Source organism: Celeribacter baekdonensis, assembly GCF_900102315.1.
Classification (GTDB): Bacteria; Pseudomonadota; Alphaproteobacteria; order Rhodobacterales; family Rhodobacteraceae; genus Celeribacter; species Celeribacter baekdonensis.
This window is the reverse complement of sequence record NZ_FNBL01000001.1, coordinates 170061-188486: the sequence shown is the minus strand read 5'-3', so window position 1 is coordinate 188486 and position 18426 is coordinate 170061. Positions and strand designations below refer to the sequence as shown.

Sequence of the window (18426 nt, the reverse complement as noted above, 5' to 3'; positions counted from 1 at the left end):
CCGTCCTTTTGTTTTGCGTCTTATGACGCCAGAGGGCGGGGACTGTCACGCGCTTCTCGCAAGAAATTTTGCGACGTCACAGAAAATGTGAAGAGATCGCGTCTCAAAAGGGACGGGGCTTTTCGGCAGAGGGTTCTGCGCGCCCTTACGTCAGACGTTCGCGCATGAAAAAAGCCGCCAAAGGGCGGCCTTTTCTATGACGTCACCGGATTGCGTCGCGGGTCAGATTGACCCGCCGGCATCAGGCCTGTTTAGCCGTTCCATGTGCGAACCGGGCCGCAATCCATATGGACAAAGTTGGAGCCGCGATAGGTGCCAACGCCGCCAGCCGAACAGGATTTCGCCGCCGCCGCCATTTGTTGGATCGAGCGCGATTTCAGGCGCAAATCCGCAGCTTGGGCTTGCAGATGCAGGGAATTTTTAGCCACGCCTCTGGAGCGGGAGCGCAACATGGCATTGGTTTCCGGCGAACGATAGCCGGACAAAAGCATGTAAGGTTCGTCCACATCCATCAAGCCATGCGATGCGGCGAGGATGTCAACGGTGCGGGCATCCACAGCTTTGATTTTAGAGTTGCGCCAGTCGCGGAAGAAATAGGTGATTTCTTTGAGGGCCTCAGGGATATATTCGCCTTCGATCCAATAAATCGTGTCGATGCTTTCGCCAGTCCGACCCGAATACATATTGATGCGGCGAATGTCGCCCGCGCCGCGTAGAAATCCTGCGGCATTGGCATACACCGGGGTGGCACTCAATGTGATGGCTGCGAAACCGCGCAAAAGTCCTCGGCGCGTTAATCCGCTTGATGCAGTGTTGGTCATTCTCTCAAAGCGTCCCGTCGCTGATCTGTTCCCGCCTCACGCGGCTTTCGTTGTCACGCGCCGCTTATTGCGGCATTCTTAACCATTTTTTTCGACGACACTTTGATCAAAATCAGACGAAGCCTAGCAACATTAGACTTAATCTCGCCCCTTTTCGCCATCGACCATGTGGTTGTAGTCACATTTTAGCGAGCGGAAGCACCGTTTGACCGTCTTTTCGGACGCCAAAAACACTCAAATCATCCCCTCATGAATGATCTGAAAACCTTATGGCACAATGTGATTCTTGGGCCAAGCCTTGGATTCGACCAGCCTGTCGAGAAAGGGTGAAATCGGCGGGTTTTTGCGCAAAATAGTAAGGAGAACCATACTTAATACGTCTTTTGCGGATTGAGGGAGGGGTCCATCACGCCCGCAAAGGTCTTGGACAGGGGCGCGAAACTTTTATGAAGGCGGCCGGATATCCACGTTAAAATCGGCCAAATAAGGGGAAAAATACGATCCATTCCCCTTTGGTGCCGACTGTTGTGCTTTGGGCACAGGAGGGCATTGGCGGTTCATTCCCCCCTCACACCGGTCAAAAAATACGCTATCTTCGTCCGACTGACTGCTGACAAAGTTCGAGGACAGACATGACGCGTTTCCCGTTTTCCCGGTTTTCCACCCCCATTGTGACGAGGGTGACGAGGGTCCACCTGCGCCGCAGAGCGCGGTCTTTGGCCATGGCCACCGCTTTGTCGCTGACCGCCGCGTCGGTGATCACGGTGGTGCCCGCGCCCTTGCACGCGCAACAGATCAGCGCCTTGATGCAATCCATCGCCGAGTCTGCATCCGCCTCGAAGGACCTGTCGGAATTCTACCGTTCGACCGGGTACAAACCTGTTTTTGCAGAGAATTCATCGCGCGCCAAAGCCCGACGTCAAGCGTTGTTGCGCGCTGTTCAGGCCGCTCCGAACCACGGACTTGCGCCCTATGACACCACAGTGTTGGAGGCCAATCTGCGCGCCATCACATCGGATCGCGATCTGGGCCGGGCCGAAGTGGCGATGGCGCAATTGTTCCTTGAATATGCCCGCGACATCCAAACGGGTCAGTTGGTTCCCTCGCGCATCGACAGTGGCATTGTCCGTCAGGTGCCGTATCGCGATGGCGTGTCGGTGTTGACCAATTTCGTCAAATCATCACCGCAAGGCTATTTGAAGAAACTCGAACCAACCTCGCCGGAATACGCGCGGCTTTTGAAAGAAAAAGCCAATTTGGAGCGCGTCTTGGGGCAAAGTGGCGGGCAGGGTGGTTGGGGCCAGACCGTGCCCGGATCGAAATATGAACCCGGTCAAACGGGCAATGGTGTGATCATTTTGCGCAATCGGTTGATGGCGATGGGCTATCTGCCGCGCTCGGCCGCAACCAGCTATGACGCCAGCCTGCAAAAAGCGGTTCAATTGTTTCAAATGCAACATGGGCTCAGCCCGGACGGTGTGGCCGGAGCCGCGACGATTGAAGAGATCAACGTTGCGCCCGAAAGCCGTCTGGCCTCCATCCTTGTGGCTTTGGAACGCGAACGCTGGACCAATTTTGACCGGGGCGATCGCCATATCTGGGTCAACCTGACCGATTTCACCGCCAAGATCATTGATCATGGCAAGGTGAGTTTTGAAACCCGCTCCGTGGTTGGTCAGAACACCGGCGACCGCCGTAGCCCGGAATTCTCCGACGAAATGGAGCATATGGTCATCAATCCAACGTGGAACGTGCCGCGGTCGATTGCGGTCAAAGAATACCTGCCGATGATGCAGCGCAACCCGAATGCGGCGGGCCATTTGAAACTGGTCGACAGCCGGGGCCGCACTGTAAGCCGCGCCAATGTCGATTTTAGCCAATACACGACCAAGACCTTCCCGTTTAACCTCAAACAACCGCCCTCGGATGGCAATGCGCTTGGGCTTGTGAAGTTCATGTTCCCGAACAAATACAACATCTACCTGCATGACACGCCCTCCAAGAGCCTGTTTGGCCGTGAGGTCCGCGCGTTTTCGCACGGTTGTATCCGCCTGCAACAGCCGTTTGACTTTGCCTATGCGCTTTTGTCCAAACAGACCTCCGATCCCGAAGGATTCTTCAAGGCCCGTTTGGCCACGGGGGCCGAGAACGTGGTGGAACTCGAACACCATGTTCCGGTGCATTTGGTCTACCGCACGGCTGTGACCCTGCCGAAAGGCGGGATGGAATACCGCCGCGACATCTATGGCCGTGATGCCAAAATCTGGGCCGCACTTCAGAAAAAAGGGGTGCAACTGCGCGCTGTTGGTGGCTGATCACGGCACAAGACCTTCATCGGTTTGGGGCGTCCTTGGTTTGATCTTTGGGCGCCCTTTGCTTTGCAAACCCGCGCAAAGCGCTTATGTCCATCAAAGCAATCTTTCGGAGGCCCCATGCGTAATCCCATCCCCGGCACCGCCATCACCATCGCCGATCTTGCCGCCCGCCTTGGCGCACCGTTTGAGGGGCAGGGCGATGTGATCGTGACCAAAGCCTCTGAGCCGCAGGATGCGGGTGAGGGCGATCTGGCACTGGCGATGAGCCCGAAATTTGCCCCCGCACTGGCACAGACCCGCGCCTTGGCCGCCGTATTGTGGCAGGGCGCGGATTGGCAGAGTTTCGGGCTAAAAGCCGCCATTTTGGTCACGCGTGGGCGGTTGGCCATGGCGGGGGTGACGGCAACCTTCGATCCCGGCCTTGGGCTGGCGGCGGGCATTCATCCCACGGCGGTGATTGATCCGAGTGTGCAGATCGGGATCGGCGCCGCCATCGGCCCGCTGACCGTGATCGGCGCGGGCGCACGCATCGGCAAAAACGCCCGGATCGCCGCCCAGGTGTCGATTGGCGCGGGGGTGACGATTGGCGATGATGCGTTGATCCATCCCGGCGTGAAAATCGGCGCGCGCGCGACCATTGGCGACCGCTTTATTGCCCAGCCCGGCGGCGTCATCGGCGCGGATGGGTTTTCCTTTGTGACCCAGGAAAAATCCGCCGTCGAAGAAGCCCGCGAAAGCCTGGGCGAGACGGTCGAGGCGGCGGGGCAGCCATGGATGCGCATTGCCTCGGTCGGCTCAGTGGTGATTGGCGATGACGTCGAACTTGGGGCCAATGTGACGATTGACCAAGGGACGATCCGGGCCACCCGGATCGGTGAGGGCTGTAAACTCGATAACCAGGTCCACATCGGCCATAACGTTGTGGTCGGGCGGCATTGTTTGCTTTGTGGTCAGGTTGGCATCGCCGGCTCCACCGTGATCGGCGATTTTTGCGTCATGGGCGGTCAGGCGGGCGCGGCCGACAATCTGACCATCGGTGCGGGCGCAATCATTGGCGCGGGCACGGGGGTTTTGTCCAATGTGCCCAAGGGCAAAGCGATGATGGGCTATCCGGCGGTGGCGATGCAGACCCATGTTGACATGTATAAAGCCCTGCGGCGCTTGCCACGGTTGATTGGCAAACTGCGCGGTGAAGGGTGATTTTGGCGTAACGGAACAGGGGGTTGGGGCACACACGATACGCAATTGTCACAAAAACCTGTTTCAAAGCCGGGCAATTCAGACTAAATCGGTGCGCAGACAGCCGCAGGTTTGCGGCACAGAGAAACCGATCATTTCCACGGATACGGGGCAAGGTGAGGAGAGCGACATGGCATTGGATGTGAAAGAAAAGATCATCGAAATCATCGCGGAGCAGGCGGTGCTTGACCCCTCTGATGTGTCGCTGGATCAAACTCTGGAGGCGTTGGGGATCGACAGTCTGGGATTGGTCGAAAGCATTTTCGCCATCGAAGAAGCCTTTGACATCACCGTGCCGTTCAATGCCAACGAACCCGACCAATCGGAGTTTGATATTTCGTCTGTCGCCGCCATTGTCAAAGCGGTCCAAGGGCTGATCGAAGATCAAAAAGCATGAAACGGGTTGTCATCACCGGCGCCGGGACAGTCAACGCCTTAGGTTTGGACGTGCCTTCAACCCTGGCTGCGATGGCCGAGGGGAAATGCGGCATTGGCGAGCTCAATTTCCGTGATGTGGACCGGCTGGCGATCAAAATCGGCGGTCAGATCCATGCATGGGACGCCGAAGGCCAATTCAACCGCCAACAAATGGCGCTCTATGACCGGTTCACCCAATTCACCTTGGTCGCCGCACAACAGGCGATTGGCCAATCCGGCCTTGAGTTTGTCGGGGAACTGGCACTGCGTTCCGGGGTGATTTTGGGCACCTCCGGCGGTGGTCTGACCACCCAGGACGACAATTACCGCATGGTCTATGAAGAGGGCAAAAACCGGGTGCATCCCTTTGTTGTGCCCAAGCTGATGAACAACGCCGCCTGTAGCCATGTGTCGATGGAATATAACATCAAAGGCCCATGTTATACGGTCGCCACCGCATGCGCTTCGTCCAATCACGCCATGGGGCAGGCGTTCAACATGATCCGCTGTGGCATGTCCACGGCGATGATCACCGGCGGCTCCGAGTCGATGCTGTGTTTTGGCGGGGTGAAGGCCTGGGAGGGGCTGCGGGTGATGTCGAAAGACGCCTGTCGTCCGTTCTCGCTCAATCGCAACGGCATGGTGCAGGGCGAAGGGGCTGCGGTGTTTGTGTTCGAAGAGATGGAACATGCGCAAAAACGCGGGGCAGAGATTTTGGCCGAAGTGATCGGCTTTGCCATGACCTCGGACGCCTCCGACATCGTGATGCCCTCGAAACAGGGCGCGGCGCGGGCCATATCGGGCGCCATCACCGACGCGCGGATCAACAAAGATGAGATCGGCTATATCAACGCTCATGGCACCGGCACGGCGGCCAATGACAAAACCGAATGCGCTGCCGTGGCCGACGCGCTTGGGGCCCATGCCGACAATATCATGATCTCCTCGACCAAATCCATGCACGGCCACCTGATCGGCGGCACGGGGGCTGTGGAGCTTTTGGCCTGTATCATGGCGCTCAAAGACGGGATCATCGCACCGACGATCAACTATGAGGAACCTGATCCCGAATGTGCCCTCGATGTCGTGCCCAATGAGGCGCGCGATGCACAGGTCGATGTGGCGCTGTCCAATGCCTTTGCCTTTGGCGGGTTGAACGCGGTGCTGGCGCTGCGAAAAGCGCCTTAATCCCTGTTATCACACACAAAAACGCCGCGCAGACCCTCATCTGTGCGGCGTTTTTATTGTGACTTGGGTTTGACCTTACTCGGCGGGGGCCTCTGGCCCTTTGCCATCCTTCGCCGCGACGTTCAATTCGGTCACTTTGGTGTAGGCGGCGGTGAAGCCTTTGAGCGAAAGTTTCAATTTCACCGGCTCATCGGGGCGCCCGACCGGCACGATGCCAACCAGACCCTCAACGCCTTTTTTCAACTGCTCAATTTCAGCGGCACTCATGCCCGCGCGCACGAAACACCCGACTTTGGTGCAAAACGAATACGGGTAGCGCCGGCCGTTTTCGCCATCGACGAAAAACGCCAATTGCGCGCTCAAAAGCGTCTCAAGCGGGGTGGTAAAGGTGGCGGCGGCTTCGACCGTGTCAGAGCCAACATGGAACATGGTGACTTCCGCGACTTCGTTGCCCTCGTCGTCTTTCAACAACTGGTACATGGAGCAGGGATCAATCGACCCTTCGGGCGCTTTGACGCACCGGATTTCCCAATCGCCCTGTGTTTCAAGCGTGTAGGGCCGCCCGATGTTGCTTTCGGGATCAATCGGCGTGCCGGCAGAGAGGGAGGGGGCTGCGTCTTGCGCCAGGACGGGAAGAGCAACGCCGCAGGCAATCAGGACGGCGGTGGCGAAGGTGGCGGTCTTGCGGGCGATGGAAGGCATTATCTGTCCATATGTTGTTTGCAAATTCGCCCCTGCTTTAACACGTCGCTGAGGGGCTGTCAGGCGGGATTGGCAAAAATTCGCGTGAAGCCGGGGAGGGATGCGCAGGGCGGCGGAATTCCGCAGATACATCTGGCAGACACCCGGGGCAGACAACCGGGCAGACTGGTCAAAACAAAAGCCTCGGCAAAACCGAGGCTTTTGTGATCTTTTGATCCAGAGATCTCGCGATCTTATCACTCCCTGTCGGACTTGGCCGACTTATTGCGACAACGGTATGACAGAGAATCGGCCTCGTCAACGAGAATTTTCACAGGGATGTGATCCGCCCATTCCGGCCGATTTCGGGGAGAGGGCTCTGATTTTGCGACCTGACAGAGCGACCTGACAGAGCGGCCTGACAGAAAAGAGGCCGCACCGGGGCAAAAGCGCACCCCGGGCGGCCAGTCTGACAGGGAGGAAGTCAATTCGAACCGAAGAGGACAGGGTTCGAATACAGGAGAGACTGGCAGCAAGAGGTTAAAATTGTATTGTTCTAAAGCGCGTTTCCTTAAACCTGAGACCGGTTTGAGTGAAAACTCTGCGTGACAGAGTGTGTGTCAGATAAAGGCGTGGTGGCTCAACGAGACCCTGTCTTGGGTTTGCCTTGGGTTTGTCTTGGGTTTTTACTGTGCCGCTTTATCATACGGCTTTGAAACGTCAGGTGTTTCTCCTAAACCTTGAGAGAATCACGCATCTAAGGGGAACATTGGGTATGAGCGAAGGTATTGTGGACCGCATTTTCACCGGCGGCGGCGGCGAGGCCTATGGCGAGGCGCAGGATTTGCTGTTGAAATACGGCAACCGCCATGGGTTGATTGCCGGGGCCACGGGGACGGGCAAAACCGTCACGCTGCAAATCCTCGCCGAAGGCTTTTCCAACGCAGGCGTGCCGGTGTTTCTCTCCGATGTCAAAGGCGACTTGTCCGGGCTGGCCAAATCCGGCAACGCCGAAGGCAAATTGCACGGGGCCTTCACATCGCGGGCCGAAACCATCGGGCTTGATCTGGTTTATGATCGGTTCCCGGTCACGTTTTGGGATCTGTTTGGTGAACAAGGCCACCCGATCCGCACCACGGTGGCGGAAATGGGGCCGTTGTTACTGTCCCGTCTGTTGGGACTGTCCGAGGCGCAGGAGGGCGTGATCAACGTCGCTTTCCGCGTCTCGGATGAACAGGGCCTGCCGCTTTTGGACCTCAAGGATCTTCAGGCGCTGTTGGTCTGGTGCGGCGAACATGCCGACGAGTTGACCCTGCGCTACGGCAATATGTCCAAATCCTCGATCGGGGCGATTCAACGTGATCTGTTGGTGTTGGAAAACCAAGGCGGGGCGAACCTGTTTGGCGAACCGGCACTGGAGCTGTCCGACATGATGCGCACCGATGTGGACGGGCGCGGGCGGATCAATATCTTGGCCGCCGACACGTTGATGTCTGCGCCGGGGCTTTATGCCACGTTCCTGTTGTGGCTGTTGTCCGAACTGTTTGAGGAACTGCCGGAGATCGGCAACCCGGACAAGCCGAAATTGGTGTTCTTTTTCGATGAGGCGCATCTGTTGTTTGACGATGCGCCGAAAGCACTGGTCGATAAGGTCGAACAGGTCGCGCGCCTCATTCGCTCCAAAGGCGTGGGCGTCTATTTCGTCACCCAAAATCCCGATGACATCCCCGAAGACATCCTCGGCCAGTTGGGCAACCGTGTCCAACACGCCCTGCGCGCCTTTACCGCACGCGATCAAAAGGCCTTGGTGCGGGCGGCGGAAACCTATCGCCCGAACCCGCGCTTTGACATCGAAGAAGCGATCAAACAGGTCGGCACCGGCGAGGCGGTGACCTCGTTCTTGCAGGCCAAAGGCGTGCCGGGGATGTCCGAGCGCACGCTCATTCGCCCACCCAGTTCACAACTTGGGCCGATCACGCCTGAGGAACGCACAGAGGTCATCACCACCTCGCCGATCGCCGGGAAATACGAGACGATTCTGGACCGCGAAAGCGCCTATGAAATCCTGTTGAAACGCGCCAATGCGGCGACAGAAGAAGCCGAGGCGGCAGAGCGCGCCGAAGAGGAAGCCGAGCGCGCATTGGAGGCCGAGAAGGCCGCTCAAAAAGCGCAAAAGGCCGAAGAGACCCAACGCGCCAAATTGGAGCGCGAATTTGCCAAAGCCCGGCGTTATGATGGCAAGAACTATGAGCGCAGCACATCCTCGCGCCGGTCCTCAAAGTCCAACAGCATTGGCGAGACGGTGACGAAAATGGTGATCCAGGAGCTCAAAGGTACCACTGGAAAACGCATCGTGCGCGGCATTTTGGGCGGGATTTTCAAAGCGCGCTGAGGCCAAACGTCACGCGCGGATTTGGGCACAATGACGATTGGGCGGGAAGGGGGCCATCCCTCCCGCCCGATCATGGGCTCACAGCGCGTTGAACAACCGTGTCAGTCGCGCCGCTTCCTCATTGAGGCCAAAGGGCGCGTTGATCACGAACAGGCCAGAGCCGATCATGCCATGGTTCTTTTGCGCCGGGCGAAAGCGGACTTCGTGATGCAGGCATCCGGGGAAATTGGCGTAGAGCATGCCGTTGACCAGCGGCATATGCTGCCCGGTTTTCAACACCGGATACCACAACGCGATGATGCCGACGTTCCATTTGCGGTGCAGCTTGTAGATCGCGCTTGGCAGGGTCTCAAATTCGGTTTTGATCTCGTAGGACGGATCAATCAACATCAGACCACGTTTGGGATCGGGCGGACAGATGGATTGAGCAAATTGCATCCCGTCGATCTGTTTGACGTTGAGCACGGATTGGCCGGGGCTGGCCTTGGTGTTCTCATCGAGAGCGGCAAATTCGGCCGGGTGCAATTCGGCCAGATGGATTGCATCGCTGGCACGCAACAAAGCCTGAGCAATCGCCGGAGAGCCAGGGTAGGTGGTCGCGCCATGCGCCTCGGCAATGATTTTGCGCGCACGGGCATAGGGGTGATCGAGTTTGAACCAACTCGCCACTTTTTCAATGCCTTGCGCCGCCTCTTTGGTCTTTTGCGATTGCGCGCTGGTCAGATCGTACAGCCCACGCCCGGCATGGGTTTCGATGTAAGAGATCGGTTTGTCCTTACGCGTCATATAGTCAAGCATAACGGCGAGGAGCGCATGTTTTTGAACATCCGCGAGATTTCCGGCGTGAAAGCCGTGTTGATAAGAGAGCATTCAGCTGTCTCCCAAAGGGCGGATTTTAAGTTTGGTGATGCGGTTGTCTTTGCGACTGGCGACCTCGAATCGGTAGCCATGAAAGGAAAACACCTGACCCGGATTGGGGATCATCTGTGCCTCATGGATCACCAGACCGGCGATGGTGTTGGCCTCTTCATCGGGGAGGTTACATTCGGTTGAGCGGTTGAAATCGCGGATCGTCATCCCGCCGTCAACCACCCAATCGCCAGTGTCTTTCGAGCGCACGGGACTGGCCTCTGAGCGGTCAAACTCATCGGTGATCTCGCCAACGATCTCTTCGAGAATATCCTCAAGCGTGATCAGGCCCTGAAGCGCGCCATATTCATCGACCACGAGGGCAAAATGGGTATGACGGTGCAGAAACTGCCGCATCTGGTCGTCAAGTGTGGTGGTTTCGGGTACGAAATAGGGTTTCATCGCCACGGCCAGCACGTCGAAACCGCTGAAATCCATCAACACAAGCGGCGTGTCACCGTCGAGAGATTGGCTCTCGCGGCCCAGACGTTCGTGCACTTCGCGTTCGGCATGCATGGCGCGCAACAGATCTTTGGCATGGATCACACCGATGATGTTTTCGGGGTCGCCGCGGTAGATCGGCAAACGGGTGTGGGGGCTTTTGAGGCTGCGCGCGAGCACTTCGGCGGGGGGCAGATCGGCGTCGATCATCTCGATCTGTGAGCGATGCAACATGATCTCCTCGACCGTGCGTTCGCCCAGATCGAGCGCACCCAAAATCCGGTCGCGGTCTTCCTTTTGCACCACGCCCTCAACATGGCCCAGCGCTATGGCCCCGGCGATCTCATCCTTGACCGCCAAAACATCGGCCTCCGGGTCGGTCTGAACCCCAAACATCCGCAACAGGCCGCGCACCAAAAGCCGGACAAACCCGACCACAGGCGCAAAGATCGTCACGATCAAAGCAATCGGGGCGGCAACGCGCGCGGCGGCAGATTCCGGGTTGGTGATGGCATAGGTCTTGGGCAGCACCTCGGCAAAAATCAGCACCAAAAACGTCATGATCAACGTTGCCAAGGCCACGCCGTTTTGGCCAAACACTTTGGTGAACAAGGCGGTGGCCAAAGAGGTGGCAAGGATGTTCACAAGGTTGTTGCCAAGCAACACCGAGCCAATCAGCCGCTCGCTGTCCTCGGTCACTTTCAACGCGCGCTCGGCACCTTTTTCGCCCTTATCGGCCTGTGAGCGCAATTTGCCGCGCGACGCGGCGGTCAGCGCAGTTTCGGAGCCGGAGAAAAACGCCGACATCACCAAAAGCGCCGCAATCGCGGCGGCGGTGATCCAAAAGGCGGCATCAAGAAGCGGGGTGGGGTCAGTCATATCGGTCATGAGATGGTTATGGGGAGCGACCGGGGGCCGCGCAAGGGGGGCTGAGGTGGAATTTGGCGTGGTTTGTGCGATTGGACGGTCACAGCGCATCTTTGTCAAACGCCACGCTCGCTATTGCGCGCCGATAGGCGTATGGTTGGCGCAATAAGGCCTGAAATGGGCCTGTCTTGGCGCACCTCACCTTTGCGCTTTTCCGCCCCGTTTGCTCGTTTTGTGCCGTGTGCATCCCTTGTCATAGACAGGCGATGCACCGCCTTTCTCTTTTTCAAGACCCGTCTGTTTCTCTGTTTCGATTCCGCCCCCCCTTTCCCTTTTAGGACATCCGTCACATGACCACGTTGAAATCCGAACCCGAAACGCCCAAACGCGCAGCAAAACCCAAAGCGGCTCCTGCGGCCACTGCAACGCCAGAAAAACCGGCACAAACGCCGGTGCGCCATTCGATTTTCGATGAATCTTATGCCCCGGTCGGCGCGGAGCTGCGCAAGGCATGGACACGGTTCCATCCAAAGCGAAAATAGGATCAGGCGATCGGGTTTGTAAAAGTCTGATGGCCCGCATGGTGACGATCAAAGTGACGATCAAAATTTTAAAAATGGGCCCGAAAGCGCCTGTTCCAATCACTCTGGCCGTCGCGTTGACGCCATTGCCCCTTTTAGGACATTGATCATGCGCATTCAGTTGGGTTCCCGGTTCGATTTGTTTCTCACCCAACCCACCCCGATGATCGCGCTTTTGAACGTGCATTATTCGCGCTCAAGCGACATGGAATATCCCGACCATATCGTCACCACCCCCGCCGTACCGCTGACCGCTTATCGCGACGGCTTTGGCAATTGGTGTACAAGACTGGTCGCGCCCGCAGGCATTTTCACCATTGGCACTCAGACGATCATCCATGACAGCGGCGTGCCCGATGTGGCTGCGCCCTTGGATGGGCAAATCCCGGTCGAATTGCTGCCCGAAGAGGCCATTCCGTTCCTTTTGGGATCGCGCTATTGCGACACGGATATTTTGTCCGATGAGGCGTGGCGCTTGTTTCAAAACACCGCCCCCGGCGGGGCGCGGGTTCAGGCGATTTGCGACTTTGTCCACACCCACATCCGCTTTGACTACCTGCAAGCCCGCGCCACCCGATCAGCCTCAGAGGCCTATCGTGAGGGCGTCGGCGTCTGTCGCGATTACACCCATCTGGCGATCGCCTTTTGCCGCTGCATGAACATCCCGGCGCGCTATTGCACCGGGTATCTGGGCGATTTCGGCATGCCGCCGCCCTATGCGCCGGGGGATTTCGCCGCCTATATGGAGGTCTATCTTGATGGGGCATGGTGGGTGTTTGACCCGCGCAACAACATGGCGCGCATTGGCCGTGTCCTGATCGCCCGTGGCCGTGACGCCGCCGACGTGCCGATGTTGCACTCCTTTGGCCAAAATCGGCTGGACGGGTTTGAGGTGATCACCGAAGAGGCCGCATGAGCGGATGGGATGTGACGTACGCGCCGTTATTTCTCCGCCAAAGGATGCTTTGTGAGCACCAAGTCCTTGAGGCGTTCGTCCAAGACATGGGTGTAAATTTCGGTGGTGGACAGATCGGCGTGGCCCAAAAGCGTTTGGATCGCCCGCAGATCGGCCCCATGCGCCAAAAGATGGGTGGCAAAGGCATGGCGCAGGGTGTGGGGCGTGACCTTGTCCGGGCTGATCCCGGCCTGAATCGCGATGTCTTTGATCAACTGATAAAAGCCGATGCGGGTCAAATGGCCAAGTTTGCCGCGCGAGGGAAAGACAAACCCCGAGGATTTTTTGCCCTTCTCGATCCTGGCAATGTCTTCGGCCTGATCGCGCGCCACAAGCCACGCTGTCAGCGCCGCGCGGGCCGGGGCTGACAGGGGCACCATCCGCTCTTTGCCACCTTTGCCACGGATCAACAGCATCCGCGGATCACCGCGCGCCGCCGAGACGGGCAGGGACACCAGTTCGGACACCCGCATCCCGGTGGCATATAAAAGCTCCATCAAACAGGTGTTGCGCAGCCGATCTGCAGGCGCGCGGCCGATCTCGCGCGCCGCCGTCAAAAGCGCGCCAACCTCGTCCTCAGAGAGGGTTTTCGGCAAGCGTTTGCTGCGTCCGGGGCCTTTGATCTGGATCGCCGGATTGTCCGCGCGCCAGCCTTCCTCATAGGCAAATCGGTAGAGTTGCTTGATCGAGGACAGCCGTCGCGCACGGGTCGATTGCGCCAGACCTTCGGCCTCGCAAGCGATCAAATAGGCCTCAATATCGGCGCGCTCGGCCGTTTCAAACGATTGTCCGCACCCGCTCAACCAGTCAGAAAACCCAATCAAATCGCGACCATAAGAGAGCTGTGTGTTCTCCGCCGCGCCCAGTTCCGCCATCTGCGCCTCGGCAAATCCTGAAATCCACCGCGCATCATGGGCCGCAACACTCATCCGCGGCGCTCCAACAGCATCAGTTCCAAAGCCGCGCGCCGTGCCGTGGCCTCAAGCCCGACCGCGCGGAAAAACTGGATCGCATCAGAGAGTTCATCAAGATCCCCCGCAGCCCCGCCTTCCAACACCTCAATGGCGCGTAAAATGGCCTCACCCAGCCGCTTTTCACTGACCAAACTGGTCAAACGGACCGGGACTCCCGTGCCACGAAAGCCGGAGGCAATGGCACGGGCCATGTCGGAACTCGGGCGCAGCGTTGGCAGATCGCCCAACGCGATGCCTTTCAAAAACGCCTGATCGCGAGTCAGCGCCGGGGCCCATTTTTGCGCGATCTCTTCATAGGCGGGCGACAAAAGTGCGACCTCAAAGGCGATGTTGGCGGCCTCGCCATTGAGCGGCAAAAGCGCCAAGCGCGCCGCGAACAATTCGGCAAAGACCGGTTCCAGCCCGGACACCTGCATCGCCGACCACGCAGGCGGCAGGGCGCGAGACACAGCCCCCGGATCATTGGTGCTCAGCGCGGTTTCAAACCGTTGCAACGCTTCGATCCGGTCCCAAATCCCACCAGAGGCGGCGGGCAGATGTTCGGACCAAATCCCCAGCCAGCGGTTGGGAGACAACGCACCGACACGGGCCAGCCGTTCAGCGGCAGTGGCGCGGGCTTTCCATCCGGTGGTGGCGCGCAGGTCGGATTGGGCAAAGGCCAGAGGCAAAGAAGAGGTCACCAGCGGCTCACCAATCGCTTCCATCAGGCGAAAGGTCAAAGGCGTCGGGTGATCGGGGATCGCCAGGGTCGGCTCGCCCTCAAACAATTCGGGATCAAGAAACCGCGCCAAAAGCGCGCCTTGATCTTTGCGGATGAGGCCCAAAGCCTCACCGCTTTCAAGCGTCAACGCCGCCGCCCCCCAATCGCCGCCACGGGCCAAACAGAAAATCCGCGCCTGAAGGGTGGGCGAGAGGCCGGGTGTATGGGTGAGCCGCGCACAGGCTTCGTCTTCGGTGCCAAGCAGTAGCTTTGTATCAAAAGCCCGTCGGAAAATGGCCGGAGATGAGAGCCCCGCAAGCTCCATCAACGCGTCAGACTCGTCCAACAGACCCTGACTCAACAACGCATCAATGCGCGCCAGAAACAGCCGACCGTCCGCTTGCGATTGCAGCGGCGGGTTCAATTCGGCCAAAACCAGCGTGTTGAGCAATCGGCGCGAAGCGGGCAAAAGATCGGGACGGGCCGAAATGGTGGTGATCCTGCGCGCCAGATCGGTGGCGGTCGAGGCCCCCCAAAGATCGCGCGGCAGTCCGGTCACGGCACTTGGCAAAAGCCCCGCCGCATCGGGGCCGGGGGTGTCAAGTGGGGCGACGCTGACGTTCTCGGGCAGGGCATTTTCTGCGATGTCGCTGGGCTGTGGCGCGGTTGCCACAGGCGCGCGCGGGGCGTCCAACGTGTCCGAGAGCCAGTCGATGGCGGAGATCGGCTTGTCGGCGGCGAGCACAGTTGGCGTTTGTGCCTGTGCGGCACCCGCAAGCGCAATCAACAGACAGAGGCCACATCCAAAAGAGGCACTGAAACGGGCATTGAGGGACGAGGCGATCACGGAGAAACCACCCTCACTTGTCATCAATCGGCACGGGGACCGAATGTTCAACCCGCTCCGGCGAGAGATCGCCAACATAGGCGAAGCCGATGAAGCCCAAAATCCCAAGTAAGATGATGACGGCCAAAAGACGAAAAAGGAATTTGCGCACTGCGGTCTGCCTCCGTTCAGGGGGTGGTGGGCGATGACAGGACGATCAGTCCCATTTATATGCCCGAGTTGATATGGCCTGTATTTTTGTTTGCATTTTTCAGGGTTTCGCGGCTGATTACCAACCCAGGCTGGTTTTGTCCGTTTTATATATGGTATTTCCGGCAAGATCACGCCATTGAAGGGGCTAAATTTTTGTCGGCAAGATGTTGCCATGAGGATCAGGGGGGACGCCATGGTGACGACGCCAAGACGCACAAGGGCCTTCATGCTCTGCCTGACACCACTGTACACGCTCTTGTGGGAGAGACGATGGCAAAAGGGCTAAAAAAAACGGTCGCCTTGGTCGGCATGATGGGGGCGGGCAAAACCGCGGTCGGCAAAGCCATGGCCGCGCGCCTGTCTGTGCCGTTTCTCGATTCGGATGCGGAGATCGAAAAAGCGGCGGCGATGAGCGTGGCGGAAATTTTCAGCCGCGATGGCGAGGCGTTTTTCCGCCAACGCGAGGCGGAAGTGATCGCGCGCCTGCTTGAGACGCAACAGGCGGTCTTGTCGACCGGCGGCGGGGCGTTTTTGGCCGAGATCAACCGCAACATCATCGCGCAAAACGGCGTGGCGGTTTGGCTCAAGGCCGATTTGAACATCCTGTGGAACCGGGTGCGACATAAAGCGACACGGCCTTTGCTGCGCACGGAAAACCCTTACGAGACACTCAAATCCTTGGTCAAAGCGCGCGAGCCGTTTTATGCCAAAGCCGGGATCATCGTGGACGCCGAACCGAACTTGAGCATCGAAGCCATGGCCGATAAAGTGATTGACGCGCTGGCGCGGCATGGTGGAATTTTGAAGGAAGACCAATGACATACGGATCTGTACCCTTTCAAACCGTGCATGTGCCCTTGGGCGATCGCGCCTATGATGTGCGCATCGGGGCGGGGCTTGTGGCGCAGGCGGGCGCGCATATTGCGCCGCTGTTGGGCACAAAGAAAAAGGTCTTTGTCATCACGGATGAAACCGTCGCCGGGCTGCATTTGGCCTCCCTTGAGGCCGGATTGGCGGCCTCTGGCATCGAGATGGAAGCGCTGGCGCTGCCCGCCGGGGAAAGCACCAAGGCCTGGCCACATTTCACCCGCGCGGTTGAATGGCTTTTGGCGCAAAAATGCGAACGCCGCGATATTGTCGTGGCCTTTGGCGGCGGTGTGATCGGCGATTTGGCCGGGTTTGCCGCCTCCGTGTTGCGCCGGGGCGTGCGCTTCGTGCAAATCCCAACCACGCTTTTGGCGCAGGTCGACAGTTCGGTCGGCGGCAAGACCGGGATCAATTCCAGCCACGGCAAAAACCTGATCGGTGCGTTTCATCAACCGTCTCTGGTTTTGGCTGATATTGCGCTTTTGGGCACGCTCACGGCGCGCGATTTTTTGGCGGGTTACGGTGAGGTCCAGAAATACGGGCTTTTGGGTGATGAGACGTTTTTTGACTGGCTCGAAGTCAACGGGCCGGATTTGGCGGCGGGCGATATGGTCAAACGCGCCGAGGCGGTGCGTTGGTCGGTGCAGATGAAAGCCGACATCGTGGTGCGCGATGAAACGGAGCAGGGGGATCGGGCGTTGCTCAACCTTGGGCACACGTTCTGTCATGCGCTGGAATCGGCGACCGGATATTCGGATCGGCTGTTGCATGGTGAAGGCGTGGCCATTGGTTGCGCTTTGGCCTTTGAATTGTCGGCGCGTCTGGGGCTGTGTTCGCAAGAAGCGCCCAGCCGGGTGCGCGCGCATCTTAAGGCCATGGGCACCAAATGCGATCTGAGCGATATCGAAGGCGAATTGCCTTCGGCCGAGGCTTTGGTTGACCTGATGGGACAGGATAAAAAGGTCGTGGACGGCCAATTGCGGTTCATCTTGGCGCGCGGGATTGGCGACAGTTTCGTGACCGCCGATGTGCCGCGCGACGCGGTGGTCAAGGTCGTGGCGGATGGATTGGCGGCACGCTAAAGCGGACGAAAATGGCGCGGTGGTCCCGCGCCATTTGCTTTGGATCAGCCGCGCACGACCAAGACATCCATCACAGGATTACGCAGGTGTTCTTCGGTGAACCCACCCAAAAGCGATGGCGACAGCGGTGTTCTGCCATGTGCCCCCAGCGCGAAAAGATCGGCGTGAGACCTGTCCAGCGCCGCTTGGAACACGGTGTGAAGACTGCCGACGCTCAGCACAGGTTTTTGCATCCCTTCGGGGATCTCAGACTCGTTCCACCAGTCCTCCAATCGGCTGGAGGCATCCTTGACAAACGGGGCAAGCTGTTTCTCGCTCGCATCGCGCGCGATCATACCGCGATAGGGCACATGGATGGCATGGAAACTTGTGATCTGGGCGTCAGGCGCAAGGGTGCGCGCGGTCTGCGCCGCAGCCAGGCAGGACGGTGACAGGTCGATCCCGCACAGAACCGAGGCGTAAGGCCCAGCGACCGGAGAGGTCACAAGCAACGCCGGACGGGTGAGGGCGCGCACGATCCGTTCCATCGTCGTCCCCGAGAACATGTCCCAGAACGGGCGCGGTTTATGCACCCCCAACACCACAAGATCGGCATCAATGACATCGGCTTTTTCGGTGATGGTTTGAACCGGATCACCCGTTTCAATCATGATCTCGGCACTGTCGGGCACATGTTGCGACGCGAGGACCGCTGCGAGTGTCTCTTTTGCTGCGTCGCGCATTCTTGTCGCCACGGTGACGGGAAGGTCCTCGTCAATCACATGGAGCACGATGAGTTTCGCCCCATGTTGTTCAGCCAACTGTGCTGCGCGCTCGATGGCGCGGTCCGAACGGATCGAGAGATCGGTGGTCACCAGAATACGCTTCATTAAATCCTCCTCAAATGTCTGCGAGGGCGGCACTTTTTGCGCACCCTTCGATCTTTATGTAGGGAGCGCCTGTCTGGTTTTTGAGGGCT

General features: G+C 58.6%; 17 protein-coding genes. 9 read left to right on the top strand and 8 right to left on the bottom strand.

Features of this window, described 5'->3' with window-relative positions; translation table 11 throughout:
• Nucleotides 1-251: 251 nt before the first annotated feature.
• Complete coding sequence (mepK, locus tag BLT54_RS00895; RefSeq protein WP_040402111.1) at nucleotides 252-821, bottom strand: peptidoglycan L,D-endopeptidase MepK; 570 nt, start codon at nucleotides 819-821, stop codon at nucleotides 252-254.
• A 632-nt stretch (nucleotides 822-1453) separates the two neighbouring features.
• On the opposite strand from mepK, the gene BLT54_RS00890 reads away from it, so the two are divergent.
• The 4 genes from BLT54_RS00890 to BLT54_RS00875 all read left to right on the top strand — a co-directional run bounded on the left by BLT54_RS00890 (nucleotide 1454) and on the right by BLT54_RS00875 (nucleotide 5980).
• On the top strand, nucleotides 1454-3136 hold the full coding sequence (locus BLT54_RS00890) for a L,D-transpeptidase family protein (protein ID WP_176832800.1): 1683 nt from the start codon (nucleotides 1454-1456) through the stop codon (nucleotides 3134-3136).
• Nucleotides 3137-3253: 117 nt separating this feature from the next.
• The gene (gene lpxD / locus BLT54_RS00885) at nucleotides 3254-4336 is read left to right on the top strand and encodes a UDP-3-O-(3-hydroxymyristoyl)glucosamine N-acyltransferase (RefSeq protein ID WP_074640160.1); all 1083 of its coding nucleotides are present in this window, start codon (nucleotides 3254-3256) and stop codon (nucleotides 4334-4336) included.
• A 169-nt stretch (nucleotides 4337-4505) separates the two neighbouring features.
• Nucleotides 4506-4772 carry an acyl carrier protein gene (locus tag BLT54_RS00880; RefSeq protein WP_074640158.1) on the top strand — a complete coding sequence of 89 codons (267 nt, stop codon included), beginning with the start codon at nucleotides 4506-4508 and terminating at the stop codon, nucleotides 4770-4772.
• Nucleotides 4769-5980 (top strand): beta-ketoacyl-[acyl-carrier-protein] synthase family protein, encoded by a 1212-nt coding sequence (locus BLT54_RS00875; RefSeq protein ID WP_074640156.1) that lies wholly within the window; start codon nucleotides 4769-4771, stop codon nucleotides 5978-5980. The genes BLT54_RS00880 and BLT54_RS00875 overlap by 4 nt, the downstream gene beginning before the upstream one ends.
• 75 nt (nucleotides 5981-6055) lie before the next feature.
• Here the strand turns inward: BLT54_RS00875 and BLT54_RS00870 are convergent, their stop codons facing one another.
• Nucleotides 6056-6682, bottom strand: coding sequence for an invasion associated locus B family protein (locus tag BLT54_RS00870; RefSeq protein ID WP_074640154.1), 627 nt, complete (start codon nucleotides 6680-6682; stop codon nucleotides 6056-6058).
• A gap of 754 nt (nucleotides 6683-7436) precedes the next feature.
• Between BLT54_RS00870 and BLT54_RS00865 the strand changes: the two genes are divergently transcribed.
• Complete coding sequence (locus BLT54_RS00865; RefSeq protein ID WP_074640152.1) at nucleotides 7437-9053, top strand: helicase HerA-like domain-containing protein; 1617 nt, start codon at nucleotides 7437-7439, stop codon at nucleotides 9051-9053.
• Between the two features lie 78 nt (nucleotides 9054-9131).
• Here BLT54_RS00865 and rlmJ read toward each other — a convergent pair whose 3' ends face one another.
• Nucleotides 9132-9923: a 23S rRNA (adenine(2030)-N(6))-methyltransferase RlmJ gene (rlmJ, locus tag BLT54_RS00860; protein ID WP_074640150.1), complete on the bottom strand. Its 792-nt coding sequence runs from the start codon at nucleotides 9921-9923 to the stop codon at nucleotides 9132-9134.
• Nucleotides 9924-11291 (bottom strand): HlyC/CorC family transporter, encoded by a 1368-nt coding sequence (locus BLT54_RS00855; protein WP_176832799.1) that lies wholly within the window; start codon nucleotides 11289-11291, stop codon nucleotides 9924-9926. It abuts the gene before it with no gap.
• 329 nt (nucleotides 11292-11620) lie between these two features.
• Between BLT54_RS00855 and BLT54_RS00850 the strand changes: the two genes are divergently transcribed.
• Both BLT54_RS00850 and BLT54_RS00845 read left to right on the top strand, forming a co-directional pair.
• Nucleotides 11621-11812, top strand: coding sequence for a hypothetical protein (locus BLT54_RS00850; RefSeq protein ID WP_074640148.1), 192 nt, complete (start codon nucleotides 11621-11623; stop codon nucleotides 11810-11812).
• A gap of 148 nt (nucleotides 11813-11960) precedes the next feature.
• Nucleotides 11961-12767: a transglutaminase-like domain-containing protein gene (locus BLT54_RS00845; RefSeq protein ID WP_074640146.1), complete on the top strand. Its 807-nt coding sequence runs from the start codon at nucleotides 11961-11963 to the stop codon at nucleotides 12765-12767.
• 26 nt (nucleotides 12768-12793) lie between these two features.
• On the opposite strand, the gene BLT54_RS00840 is transcribed toward BLT54_RS00845, so the two are convergent.
• From BLT54_RS00840 to BLT54_RS22455, 3 genes are read right to left on the bottom strand one after another with little or no spacing between them, the layout of a single operon-like run.
• A complete protein-coding gene (locus BLT54_RS00840; protein WP_074640144.1) occupies nucleotides 12794-13735 on the bottom strand; it encodes a site-specific tyrosine recombinase XerD in 942 nt (313 codons plus the stop codon).
• A complete protein-coding gene (locus BLT54_RS00835) occupies nucleotides 13732-15327 on the bottom strand; it encodes a hypothetical protein (protein WP_245707923.1) in 1596 nt (531 codons plus the stop codon). The genes BLT54_RS00840 and BLT54_RS00835 overlap by 4 nt, the downstream gene beginning before the upstream one ends.
• A 13-nt stretch (nucleotides 15328-15340) precedes the next feature.
• Entirely contained in the window at nucleotides 15341-15478 is a 138-nt protein-coding gene (locus tag BLT54_RS22455; RefSeq protein WP_176832798.1) for a hypothetical protein, read from the bottom strand.
• 59 nt (nucleotides 15479-15537) lie between these two features.
• Between BLT54_RS22455 and BLT54_RS00830 the strand changes: the two genes are divergently transcribed.
• Nucleotides 15538-16338 (top strand): shikimate kinase, encoded by an 801-nt coding sequence (locus tag BLT54_RS00830; protein ID WP_281241849.1) that lies wholly within the window; start codon nucleotides 15538-15540, stop codon nucleotides 16336-16338.
• Entirely contained in the window at nucleotides 16335-17468 is a 1134-nt protein-coding gene (aroB, locus tag BLT54_RS00825) for a 3-dehydroquinate synthase (RefSeq protein ID WP_074640140.1), read from the top strand. Before BLT54_RS00830 ends, aroB begins: the two co-directional genes overlap by 4 nt.
• Before the next feature lie 44 nt (nucleotides 17469-17512).
• Here aroB and BLT54_RS00820 read toward each other — a convergent pair whose 3' ends face one another.
• Entirely contained in the window at nucleotides 17513-18337 is an 825-nt protein-coding gene (locus BLT54_RS00820) for a universal stress protein (protein WP_074640138.1), read from the bottom strand.
• Nucleotides 18338-18426: the final 89 nt, after the last annotated feature.

Bases quoted from the DNA above. Each gene is read 5' to 3' on its own strand.
- BLT54_RS00880 (WP_074640158.1), top strand. From the start codon at position 4,506: ATGGCATTGGATGTGAAAGAAAAGATCATCGAAATCATCGCGGAGCAG.
- BLT54_RS00845 (WP_074640146.1), top strand. From the start codon at position 11,961: ATGCGCATTCAGTTGGGTTCCCGGTTCGATTTGTTTCTCACCCAACCC.
- BLT54_RS00855 (WP_176832799.1), bottom strand. From the start codon at position 11,291: ATGACCGATATGACTGACCCCACCCCGCTTCTTGATGCCGCCTTTTGG.
- BLT54_RS00820 (WP_074640138.1), bottom strand. From the start codon at position 18,337: ATGAAGCGTATTCTGGTGACCACCGATCTCTCGATCCGTTCGGACCGC.
- BLT54_RS00875 (WP_074640156.1), top strand. From the start codon at position 4,769: ATGAAACGGGTTGTCATCACCGGCGCCGGGACAGTCAACGCCTTAGGT.
- mepK (WP_040402111.1), bottom strand. From the start codon at position 821: ATGACCAACACTGCATCAAGCGGATTAACGCGCCGAGGACTTTTGCGC.
- rlmJ (WP_074640150.1), bottom strand. From the start codon at position 9,923: ATGCTCTCTTATCAACACGGCTTTCACGCCGGAAATCTCGCGGATGTT.
- BLT54_RS00865 (WP_074640152.1), top strand. From the start codon at position 7,437: ATGAGCGAAGGTATTGTGGACCGCATTTTCACCGGCGGCGGCGGCGAG.
- BLT54_RS00840 (WP_074640144.1), bottom strand. From the start codon at position 13,735: ATGAGTGTTGCGGCCCATGATGCGCGGTGGATTTCAGGATTTGCCGAG.
- BLT54_RS00850 (WP_074640148.1), top strand. From the start codon at position 11,621: ATGACCACGTTGAAATCCGAACCCGAAACGCCCAAACGCGCAGCAAAA.
- aroB (WP_074640140.1), top strand. From the start codon at position 16,335: ATGACATACGGATCTGTACCCTTTCAAACCGTGCATGTGCCCTTGGGC.
- lpxD (WP_074640160.1), top strand. From the start codon at position 3,254: ATGCGTAATCCCATCCCCGGCACCGCCATCACCATCGCCGATCTTGCC.
- BLT54_RS00890 (WP_176832800.1), top strand. From the start codon at position 1,454: ATGACGCGTTTCCCGTTTTCCCGGTTTTCCACCCCCATTGTGACGAGG.
- BLT54_RS00870 (WP_074640154.1), bottom strand. From the start codon at position 6,682: ATGCCTTCCATCGCCCGCAAGACCGCCACCTTCGCCACCGCCGTCCTG.
- BLT54_RS00830 (WP_281241849.1), top strand. From the start codon at position 15,538: ATGCCCGAGTTGATATGGCCTGTATTTTTGTTTGCATTTTTCAGGGTT.